Annotated in this window: 7 protein-coding genes and 1 pseudogene; all 8 read left to right on the plus strand. The window is 71.0% G+C overall.

Going from position 1 to position 10,732, the window contains the following annotated elements; translation table 11 throughout:
- On the plus strand, window positions 1-825 hold an 825-nt coding region (locus tag DAT37_RS43510), incomplete at its 5' end, for an NAD-dependent epimerase/dehydratase family protein (RefSeq protein WP_109530842.1).
- The gene (locus DAT37_RS43515) at window positions 825-1,880 is read left to right on the plus strand and encodes a dihydrodipicolinate synthase family protein (RefSeq protein WP_109530843.1); all 1,056 of its coding nucleotides are present in this window, start codon (window positions 825-827) and stop codon (window positions 1,878-1,880) included. The genes DAT37_RS43510 and DAT37_RS43515, both read left to right, overlap by 1 nt.
- Before the next feature lie 15 nt (window positions 1,881-1,895).
- A complete protein-coding gene (locus DAT37_RS45195; RefSeq protein WP_198654734.1) occupies window positions 1,896-5,987 on the plus strand; it encodes a heparinase II/III domain-containing protein in 4,092 nt (1,363 codons plus the stop codon).
- Complete coding sequence (locus tag DAT37_RS43530) at window positions 5,945-6,658, plus strand: hypothetical protein (protein ID WP_109530845.1); 714 nt, start codon at window positions 5,945-5,947, stop codon at window positions 6,656-6,658. Before DAT37_RS45195 ends, DAT37_RS43530 begins: the two co-directional genes overlap by 43 nt.
- A gap of 26 nt (window positions 6,659-6,684) precedes the next feature.
- Window positions 6,685-7,326, plus strand: a complete 642-nt coding sequence (locus tag DAT37_RS43535) for a GNAT family N-acetyltransferase (protein WP_109530846.1) — start codon at window positions 6,685-6,687, stop codon at window positions 7,324-7,326.
- 59 nt (window positions 7,327-7,385) lie between these two features.
- Entirely contained in the window at window positions 7,386-8,618 is a 1,233-nt protein-coding gene (locus tag DAT37_RS44725; protein ID WP_157979009.1) for a carbohydrate-binding protein, read from the plus strand.
- Between the two features lie 206 nt (window positions 8,619-8,824).
- Window positions 8,825-10,036 (plus strand): annotated as a pseudogene (locus tag DAT37_RS43545) (IS256 family transposase); the annotation flags it as partial.
- Window positions 10,037-10,061: 25 nt separating this feature from the next.
- Window positions 10,062-10,732: IS630 family transposase (locus tag DAT37_RS43550; RefSeq protein ID WP_157979010.1), on the plus strand; the 671-nt coding region annotated here is incomplete at its 3' end.

Consider the following 10,732-nt stretch of genomic DNA (forward strand, 5'->3'; position numbering starts at 1 on the left):
GACCTGCGGTCCGGCCGGCTCGACCCGCTCAAGGAAGCCGGAGTCGAACTCGTCCAGGCCGACCTGCTCGACGACGGCGACCTGGCCCGGCTGCCCGACGCGCCGCGCGTCGTCCACCTCGCGGGCCGCAAGTTCGGCACACACGGCTCGGAGCACGACACCTGGGCGCTGAACGCGTACCTGCCCGGCAAGGTGATGAAGCGCTTCCGCGACGCGCGCGTCGTCGCGTTCTCCACCGGGAACGTCTATCCGCTGGTCCCCGTCGTCAGCGGCGGAGCCGACGAGACGACGCCCCCGGCCCCCGTGGGCGAGTACGCGCAGTCCTGCCTCGGGCGGGAGCGCATCCTCGAACACTTCTCCCGCTCCCAGGGCACGCCGACCGCGATCATCCGGCTGAACTACGCTGTCGAGCTGAGATACGGGGTGCTGCTCGAACTGGCCAGAGCCGTCCACCGGGGCGAGCCGGTGGACCTCACGACGGGCAGCGTCAACGTCATCTGGCAGGGCGACGTCAACGCCATGACCCTCCGCCTGTTCGAGCACTGCTCCGCCCCGCCGCTGCTGCTCAACATGGCCGGGCCGGAGACGGCCTCGGTGCGGTGGCTGACCGAACAGCTCGCCGCCCGGCTCGGCGCGGAGCCCGTCTTCACCGGGAGCGAGGAACCCACCGCGCTGCTGTCCAACGCCGCCCGTTCCGCCGCCCTCTTCGGCTACCCGGCGGTGCCGCTGGACCGGCTCCTCGACGAAACCGCCCGGTGGGTGCTCTCCGGGGGCGCCGAGCACGGCAAGGACACCCACTTCCAGGAACGACAAGGACTGTTCTGATGGCCGCGACACTCTCCCCCCAGGCCGAACGCACCCTGCTCGAAGGCGTCATCATCCCCGCCCACCCGCTCGTCATCACCGCCGACGGCCGGCTGGACGAACGCCGCCAGCGAGCGCTGACCCGCTACTACCTCGACGCGGGCGCGGGCGGCCTGGCCGTTGGCGTCCACACCACCCAGTTCGGCCTGCGCGACGCCGGGCTCCTGCGGCCCGTCCTCCAGCTCGCCGCCGAGACCTCCCGCGAGGCGCCCGGCCGCCCGCCCGTGCTGGTCGCCGGGGTCATGGGCGACACGGCACTGGCCGTGGCCGAGGCCGAGGCCGCTGCCGAGCTGGGCTACGACCTCGCCATGGTCATCCTGCGCGGCCTGGACCGGCTGACCGATCGGCGGCTCGTCCAGCACCTGGCGGCGATCGGCGAGGTGCTGCCGCTGTGCGGCTTCTACCTCCAGCCCGCGGTGGGCGGCCGGCAGCTCGGCGCGCGCTTCTGGCGGGAGGCGGCCGAGCTGCCCGCCCTGCGCGCGGTGAAGATCGCGCCGTTCGACCGCTACCGCACGCTGGACGTGGTCCGGGCCGTCTGCGAATCCGGCCGGGCCGCCGAGATCGCCCTCTACACCGGCAACGACGACAACATCCTCGTCGACCTGCTCACCGAGTACGTCTTCGACGTGCGCGGCGAGCGGGTCAGCACCCGCATCGTCGGCGGACTGCTCGGCCAGTGCGCGATCTGGACCAGGTGCGCGGTGCGGCTCCTGGAACGCGCGCACGAGGCGGTGCGGGCGGGACGCGTCGACAGGGAACTGCTCACTCTCGCGGCCCAGCTGACCGACGCGAACGGCGCCGTCTTCGACGTGGCCAACGATTTCGCGGGTTCGGTGGCCGGCATCCATGAGGTGCTGCGCCGCCAGGGCCTGCTCGACGAGGTGCGGCTTCTCGACCCCGGGGAGTCGCTCTCTCCCGGCCAGGCGGCCGAGCTCGACCGGGTGATCTCCGCCTACCCCCAGCTCACCGACGACGAGTACGTCACGCGGCGCTCAGCCGCGTGGCTCGGCTCCTAGCACACGGGAACACCCATGATCAGTAGGACCGGGACGCGGTGGCTCATCCGCGTCACATCCGTCTTCGCGGGCTTGGCCGTCGCGGCGGGCGGCGTGCTCGTCCCGCCCGCCTCCGCCGCCGGATCCGCCGCCCCCTCCGCCGCCGCCTCCGCCGACACCCCGGGCGCGATCCAGCTGCTCCGCAACGGCGGGTTCGAGTCCGGGACGACGGCCCCGGCCTCGTGGACGCCGTCCGGCGACGCGGGCTGGAGCGACGAGACGGCCGACAGCGGCACCAGGTCCCTGAAGGTGGCGTCCCAGACCGGCGCGAGCTGGGCGGGCTCCACCGCGGCGGCGTCCGGCCTCGACGCGCGCCAGATCGCGTCGGTCAAACTCTCCGGCGCGGTCCGCCTGGAGTCGGTGGAGCAGGGCGCGACCGCGGACAACACCGCGAAGGTCTCCCTCGCCTTCGTGGACGCCACCGGCAAGCGCACCTGGAAGGGGGTCAACCTCACCGGTACGCGGGACTGGACCAGGCTGGACCAGGTCTACCCGGTGCCCGCCGGCACGGTCTCCGCCTTCGTCAGCGTCGCCCTCGACCGCGCCAGGGGCACGGCCTGGTTCGACAGCCTGTCCCTCACCCCCGAAACGTGGGTGAACCTCGTGCCCAACCCCAGCCTCGAACTGGCGACGCCCTCGACCGAGACCTGCCCGGCACCCGCCTGGTGCACCCCGTGGCAGAGCTCGCCCTACGAGATCGACGCCGGCGTCGCCGCCCACGGCGGCCGGTCGATGCGGATCACCGGCTCGGCCACCAAGAAGATCGGCGGATTCGTCACCGTGCCGCTCAACGCGGCGCAGTGGCCGGTCGCGCACGTCTCCGCGAAGGTGAAGCTCGACAAGATCACGCTGGCCAGCTATGCGGACTACCCGGCCGCCGCGCGGGTGGCCCTGAGCTTCTCCTACATCAACGCCGAGAACACGACGGTCTACACCGGCTCGGGCGTGCTCGGCGGAATCCTCACCGGGACGACGGACTGGACGACGGTCTCCGGGACGTTCCGGCTGCCGCCCCTGACGACCCGGCTGCAGATCATCCCGTTCGTCCAGACCTCGACCGGCACGATGTGGGTCGACGACGTCCGTGTCACCCCCGAATCACCCTGGATCAGTCCCGGCACCCTCACCAGGCGGGCCACCGCCGGGGCCACCTCCACGCACCTGGTGACCGTGACGAACCGGCGCACGGTCGCGGACAGCCTCAAGCTGTCCCTGGACGACTCCACGCTGGCCCCGTTCACCGCCACGGTGACGCCGCCCGTGACGCCGGAGCTCAAGCCGGGCGAGTCCGCGACCGTCGCCGTGACCACGACCGTCCCGGACGGCCAGGCCGTGGACACCGAGCGCACGGTCGTCCTGACCGCGACGCCGAGCGGCGATGCCGCCCTCGCCCAGCCGGCGGCCCTCACCACCCGCGTCGCGGCGGTCTCCGGCGGACCGAAGGAGCCACACGTCTACAACACCCCCGCGCAGCTCAAGGCGCTGCGCGAGCGGATCGCCGGGCAGCCCTGGGCCAGGTCGGCGTTCGCCACGGTCGTCAAGGCCGAGGCCGACGCGTGGCTCGGCCGGCCGCTGGACAAGACGGTCCACCACGGCGGCTGGAGCGGCAACTTCAAGTGCCCGGGCACCAACACGATGCTCGAGTTCGACTACGCCACGCCCACGAGCCACCGCTGCCCGCTCGACGGCAAGTCCTACAGCGGCGAGCCGTACGACAGCGCCTGGACGGAGATCTGGCACAACAACGCCGCCCAGGGCGCCTCGGACCTCGCGCTCACCTACCGGCTGGTGCCCGAGTCCGACCCCGGCCGTGAGAAGTACGCCGCCAAGGCCCGCGACATCCTCGTCCACTACGCCGACCGGTTCATGTCCGTCCCGCTGAACGGCCTGTACGGCCGGGTCCACTACCAGTCGCTCGACGAGGCGGTCGCCGCCATCGGCCTGATCGACGCCTACGACCTGGTCCGCGAGACCCTCTCCGCGGCCGACAGGGTGAACATCGAGGGCAACCTGCTGCGCCCGCTCGCCGAGATGCTGATCTCCACCCCGATGTCGATCGGCAACTTCCAGGCGTGGACGGTCGCCGCCGTCTACGGCGTCGGAGCGGCCATCGACGATGCGGCCCTGCGCCGGTACGCGCTGCACGACCCGGCGGGCGGTGCCGAGTTCCTGCTCGACAAGGCGGTCGTCGGCGCCGGCTGGTGGTGGGAGGGTTCGGCCAGCTACCACCTGTACGCCATGCAGGCGCTCACACACCTCGCCATCGCGGCCCGGAACCTGCCGGACGGGATGAGCGAGGGCAAGGACTACACCGACGATTCCCGGTTCCGCTCCATGCACTTCGCGCTGCTGCCGTACCTGTACCCGGACATGACCGTCCCGGTCGCGGGCGACGGCGGCACGTGGGGACGCAGGTTCGGGCCGAACCTCACCATGTTCGCCGAATGGGCCTACGCCGAGTACCGCGATCCGGACTTCGCCGCCGGGCTGGGGCTCGCCTACCACAACATGGGCCTGCCCCGGCAGGACCGCTGGGCCCTGCGCTACGGCGCCGACTCCGTCCCGCGCGGCACCGGGGCACGCCCGGACAGCGTGACCTTCCGGGGGCTCGGCGAGACCGTCCTGCGCGGTGGCGGTCCCGCCAACCTCGCCCCGAACGGGGGCTTCGAGGAAGCGGCGCTCAGCGGCGGCGACGGCCCGTCCTTCTGGACGCTCGACGGCGCGGCCTGGGCCGGGGAGGCGTTCAGCGGCGAGCGGGCGCTGTCGGTGGAGGGCACGCGGGAGCGCCGGCGCGGAGCCTCCCAGAAGATCGCGTTCGACGGTCGCAGGCACCGGCGGCTGCGCCTGTCGGCCATGGTGCGGACGGCCGGGCTGGAGACCTCCTACGCGGGAGGCGGCCGCGTGGTGGCGACCTTCCTCGACGGCGCGGGCCGTGACGTCGGCGGCGACGCGATCAAGCTGTCGGGAACCTCCGCCTGGTCGGCGCGTGAGCTGAGCCTGGACGTCCCGCCGGCTGCCCGCGCGGTACGGCTGGGCATCGAGGTGGACGGGGCGCGCGGCACGCTCCAGGCCGACGACCTCGACCTGTGGGTGGACGATCTCGTCGGCAACGGCGGGTTCGAGAGCGGGACGCTGAAGTGGCGGCAGGAAGGGCGGGCGGTCCTTTCACCCCTCGCCTACCGCGGCTCGGCCGCCGCCATGGTGCCGGGCTCGCCGACCGGCCGCAACTCCTGGACGACGGACGTCCCGCTCACCGGCGGCAACATCGGATCGGTCCGGCTGGCGGCCATGACGAGGGCTGTCGCCCTCCTGCCGGTCGGCGGCGGGAGCGGGAGGGTCGAGCTGTCCTTCGTCCGCGCGGACGGGACCACGACGACGCCCAGGGCCGCGACGTTCCGGGGCGCGGCGGGCTGGACGCCGCAGTCCGTGGACGCCGACGTCCCGAAGGACGCCGTGGCCGCCCGCATCGGGCTCGCCGTGGTCAAGGCCGCCGGCGTCGCGTTCTTCGACGACGTGTCGCTGCGGTTCGGCTCGGCGGTCGATCCGTTCCAGGCGAACGCCGTCCGGCTGGATCACGGCATCCCCGGCGGGGTGCACGGCCACGCCGACAAGCTGCACCTCGACGTCGTCGGCGGTGGAGGGCTGCAGTCCACCGACCTCGGCCAGGTGTACGGCGCGAGCAACAGGGACCTCACGGAGAACTGGTACCGCGAGTCCGTCTCGCACAACACCGTGGTCGTCGACGGACGCAGCCAGGACCGCGACGCCCACGGGAAGCTGGCCTTCTTCGGCACGACCCCGCGGCTGCGGGTGGTCGACGCCGTCGCGGAGAAGCCCTACGCGAGTGTTTCGGCCATGGCCGACGTGTCGCTGCGCCGGGCCGAGCTGATGACGGACGAGTACACCCTCGATGTCGCCGACGCCCAGGGCTCCTCCGCGCACCGGTACGACCAGTCCTGGCACGGGATGGGCGCCCTGGAGGTGCGGAGGCCGCAGATGGGCACCCCGCCTGCGGGACGGACTGCGTGCTCGACCCGGGCGACGCCGACTTCGGCTTCCGCCATCTGAAGGCCGTCGCCCAGGGGCAGGCCGCGGACGGAGCGTGGGAGGCGCACTGGACGGCGCCGGCCTCGGTGCTGTCGCTGCGCGCGGTGGAGCCGTCGGCCACGACCGTGCTGCACGCCAGCGGCCCGGGGGTGGCCACCACCGGCGAGCGGATCCCGTTCCTGCTGGCGCGGCGCGTGGGTGTGCGGAGCGCCAGGTTCACCACGCTCATCGAGACCCGCTCGCGCTCGGAGGAGAGCGCTGTGACGGGCGTGCGGCGTGTCGCCGACGGGCACGTCCGGGTCGACCTGGCGGGGGATCGCCGCGACGACCTGCTCGTCGACGGTGAGGGGTACGCCCTGGTCCGGCGGCAGGGCTCGTCGTCGGCCCCGGTCAGCGTCGACCTGCTGCACCGGTCGGCGGTGACGGTCGACGGGCGCGAGTGGATCAAGATCACCGATGGTGCGAAGCCGAAGGTGCTGGAGAACGTCTCGGCGGTCTACGACGGCGGCGGGCTGCGCCTGTCGGTGCACCGCACGGCCGACCGGACGCGGGCCGGAGCGGCGACGGCGCCGGGCCCGGTGACGATGTCGGTCTACGCGCCCGGGATCACGTCCGTCCACCTCAACGGGAAGCCCGCGGACTCCGTATCCCGCCGGGGCGACGTCATCACCGTGACCTTCACGATCGCTTGAACCGGCGCAGGAAAGGCGACGAGCGCATGTCCACGTATCTGCGGCCCTACCATCCGGCGGACCTCGCCGGGATCTACCGGGTCTGCCTGCTCGTCGACGCGGTGGGTGGCGCGCGGCCGGCCCGCTTCCACAACGGCGACCTGCCCGGTCACGTCTACGCCGGTCCGTACGCGGTCGCCGACCCGGGCCTGGCGTTCGTCGTCGCCGACGAGCGGGGTGTCGGCGGGTACGTCGTCGCGACCGCCGACACACTGCGGTTCCGGCAGTGGCTCGACGAGCACTGGTGGCCGGTCCTACGCGAGCAGTACCCGCGCCGGGCCGACCCGGGCGACGGCACCCGGGACCACGTGCTCATCGAGGACATCCACGCGACGCCGGGCGCGCCGCGCCCCTGGTTCGCCACCCACCCGGCCCAGCTGCACATCAAGCTCGCCGACCGCCTGCAGGGCCGCGGGTGGGGGCGGCGGCTGATGGAGGCGCTGTGCGCCGCGCTGCGCGAGCGCGGCGTGCCGGGAGCGCACCTCGGTGTGGCCGCGGGAAACCGGCGGGCCATCGCCTTCTACGATGCACTCGGCTTCACCCAGGCTCACGAGCACGACTGGGGGCACACGCTCGTTCTCGACCTCGTCCGGCCGACGGCGAAGGAGGTGACGGACACTCCTGACTAAGCCAAAGCCCCCCACTGTTTCAAGACTGGAGTGACTCTGTGAGAAAGACAGTCCTCTTCGTGACTCTTCTCCTGACCTTCATCGGCGGCACCGCCGGTGCGGCCCACGCCGACCCTCGCGTCAACACCTTCGAACGTCCCGCGCGGGGAAGCGCCTACGACCTGAGCCAGTGGGCCCAGGACGGCTGGTCCGCGCCCTGGGAGCAGGGCATGAGCACCAGGAGCTGGATCGACGGCTACAACTTCCACCACACGGGCGGCCAGTCGCTGCGCGTCTTCTACCCGAAAGGAAAGATCGGCCCGGCCGACTCCGGCGCCCAGGCGCCGCTGCGGCTGACCCCCGGCCGTGAGTACTACCTGTCGTACTGGGTGCGCTTCAGCGGCGACTTCAGCTGGGGCACCACCGAGTTCGCCGGCAAGGTCGGCATCGGCCTGGCGGGCGGCAAGTCCTGCTCCGGCGGCCAGGTGTGCGACGGATACAACGGCTTCAGCTCGCGCATGATCTGGCGCTCGGGCGGCAAGGCGGCGATCTACTACTACCACATGGGCCACGAGGGCCAGTTCGGCGACTTCGTAGACCTCAAGGACGCCAGTGGCCACCTGCTGTACTGGCCACGCGGTAAGTGGGTCAAAGTCGTCCAGCGGCTCAAGGTCAACACCGTCACGGGGAGCAACGCCAACCCCGACGGCGAGATCGACATCTGGTACAACGGCGTCCAGGCGGCCACGATCAGGAACCTGAGGTTCGTGCGCAACTCCGACCTCGTCGACCGGGCGTACTTCTCGTCCTTCCACGGCGGCGACCGCCCGACGTTCGCGCCCACGAACGACTCCTACATCTGGTACGACGACCTGAAGGTCTCAACCAACCGTGCGGAGATCTGTGAGCTCGCCTCCGGCGGCTGTCACACGCGGACCCTCCAGGCCGAGGACTACTCGGCCGTGAACGGCGTGACGACGAAGCCCAGCTCCGACACCGGGGGCAGCAGGACGGTCACCGGGATCGACAGCTCAGACTGGATCGCCTTCCAGAACGTCGCCATCCCGAAAGCCGGACGCTACCTGGTCGAGTACCGGGTCGCGTCGCCAAACGGCAACGGGCGAATCTCGCTCGACATCAACGAGGGGGCCACCCCATTGGGGAACGTGACCGTGCCCAACACCGGAGGCTTCACCAGCTACCGCACGATCTCCCGTGAGGTGCAACTGCCTGCCGGAACCCACCAGTTCGGTCTCTACGCAGTGACCGGCGGGTTCGACATCAACTGGTGGAAGCTCACCCAGCTCTCCTGAACGTGACCGCGCCCCCAAGAGAGAGCCTGGGGGCGCTCCCACCTTGAGGTATCAATGAGACTCACTGTCATCGGGGGCGGCTCCTGACCCGCCGCGGCCGCCGCGCCCCCCGCGTCTCCGGCGAGCCTCGCACTCACCGGGGACGCCGCGTCCTGCCGGGACTGTACGGTCACTGGTGTAACTCCTGATCAAGGAGAACGCACCTGATGAGTACTGTGATCCAGGCACCGACGGAGATCGACCTGGAGGACGCCGGCGTGGCACGTAAGCAAGCCAAGGGCAGCACAGCCAAGAAGTCGGATCGGGAGCTGGTGGCCCGGCTGGTCGACCAGGCCCGCGCCGAGGGCGTGGAGCTGGTCGGCGAGAACGGGCTGCTGGGCCGGCTGACCAAACTCGTGCTGGAGTCCGCGCTGGAGGGGGAGATCACCGACCATCTCGGCTACGACAAGCACCAACGCTCCGGCGACGAGACGACCAACAGTCGCAACGGCGCCCGCTCCAAGACGGTCGTCACCGACGTCGGGCCTGTCGAGATCAGCGTGCCGCGAGATCGGGACGGCAGCTTCGAGCCGAAGATCGTGCGCAAGCGGCAGCGGCGGCTGTGCGGTGTCGATGAGATGGTCATCTCTCTGGCCGCCAAGGGCCTGACCACCGGTGAGATCTCCGCCCATCTGGCCGAGGTCTACGGCGCCGAGGTGTCCAGGCAGACCATCTCTACCATCACCGACAAGGTGCTGGACGGGATGGCCGAGTGGCAGAACCGGCCGCTGGATCCGGTATATCCGGTGGTCTTCATCGATGCCATCCATGTGAAGCTGCGCGACGGTCAGGTCGCCAACCGGCCGATCTATGTGGCGATGGCGGTCACCGTCGATGGCGAGCGCGACATTCTCGGCTTGTGGGCCGGCGACGGCGGTGAGGGTGCGAAGTTCTGGCTGCATGTGCTGACCGAGCTGAAGAATCGCGGCGTGGCTGATGCGCTGATGGTGGTCTGCGACGGCCTGAAGGGGCTGCCGCAGGCCATCGAGCAGGTCTGGCCGCAGGCGGTCGTGCAGACGTGCGTGGTGCACCTGCTGCGTGCCTCGTTCCGGTATGCCGCCCGCCAGCACTGGGATGCCATCGCCAAGGCGCTCAAGCCGGTCTACACCGCGCCGACCGAGGCGGCCGCGGTCGAGCGGTTCTACGAGTTCGCCGAGGTCTGGGGCGGCAAGTATCCGGCGATCGTGAAGTTGTGGGAGGACGCCTGGGCCGAGTTCGTGCCCTTCCTCAACTTCGACACCGAGATCCGCCGGGTGATCTGCTCGACCAACGCGATCGAGTCGGTCAACGCCCGTATCAGGAGGGCGGTCAAGGCCCGCGGGCACTTTCCGAACGAGCAGGCCGCGCTCAAGTGCGTCTACATGGCGATCATGAGCCTGCGGGCCAGGCTGATTTTGGCGTGTGATGCGATCGGCGAGGACTGCTTGCCCGTGTCCACCAAGGTGGTGGGCGGAGGAGGTCGGGGTATCGCGCGAGACGGTCTCGAAGTGGCGTCGGCGCTTCCTGGGGCCCGGCTGGCGGGCTTGGCCGACGAGCCGCGTCCGGGCCCGGCCGCGGACGGTGAGTGATGAGCAGGTGGCGGAGGTGGTCGCGCGCACCTTGGAGACCAAGCCCGCCAACGCCACGCACTGGTCGACGCGGTCCATGGCCAAGCAGGTGGGCCTGTCGCAGTCGACGGTGTCGCGCGTCTGGCGGGCCTTCGGCCTGCAGCCGCATCGGTCGGCGACGTTCAAGCTGTCAGCCGATCCGTTGTTGGTGGAGAAGGTGCATGACGTAGTCGGCCTGTACCTGGATCCGCCGGAGCGGGCGCTGGTCTTGTGCGTGGATGAGAAGTCGCAGATCCAGGCGTTGGATCGATCTCAGCCGGTGCTGCCGATGATGCCCGGCGTGCCTGAGCGGGCCACCCATGACTATGTCCGGGCCGGCACTACCACGTTGTTCGCGGCTCTTGACGTGATCTCGGGCAAGGTGATCGGCGCCCTGCACCGCAGGCATCGCGCGGTAGAGTTCAAGAAATTCTTGATCAAGGTGGATAAGGAGGTCCCGGCCGAGCTCGAGGTCCACCTGATCTGCGA

This window comes from Nocardia aurea (assembly GCF_003123685.1).
Classification (GTDB): Bacteria; Actinomycetota; Actinomycetes; order Mycobacteriales; family Mycobacteriaceae; genus Nocardia; species Nocardia aurea.

Coding starts and splice junctions, on each gene's coding strand:
- DAT37_RS43535 (WP_109530846.1), top strand. CDS start 6,685: ATGTCCACGTATCTGCGGCCCTACCATCCGGCGGACCTCGCCGGGATC.
- DAT37_RS43515 (WP_109530843.1), top strand. CDS start 825: ATGGCCGCGACACTCTCCCCCCAGGCCGAACGCACCCTGCTCGAAGGC.
- DAT37_RS45195 (WP_198654734.1), top strand. CDS start 1,896: ATGATCAGTAGGACCGGGACGCGGTGGCTCATCCGCGTCACATCCGTC.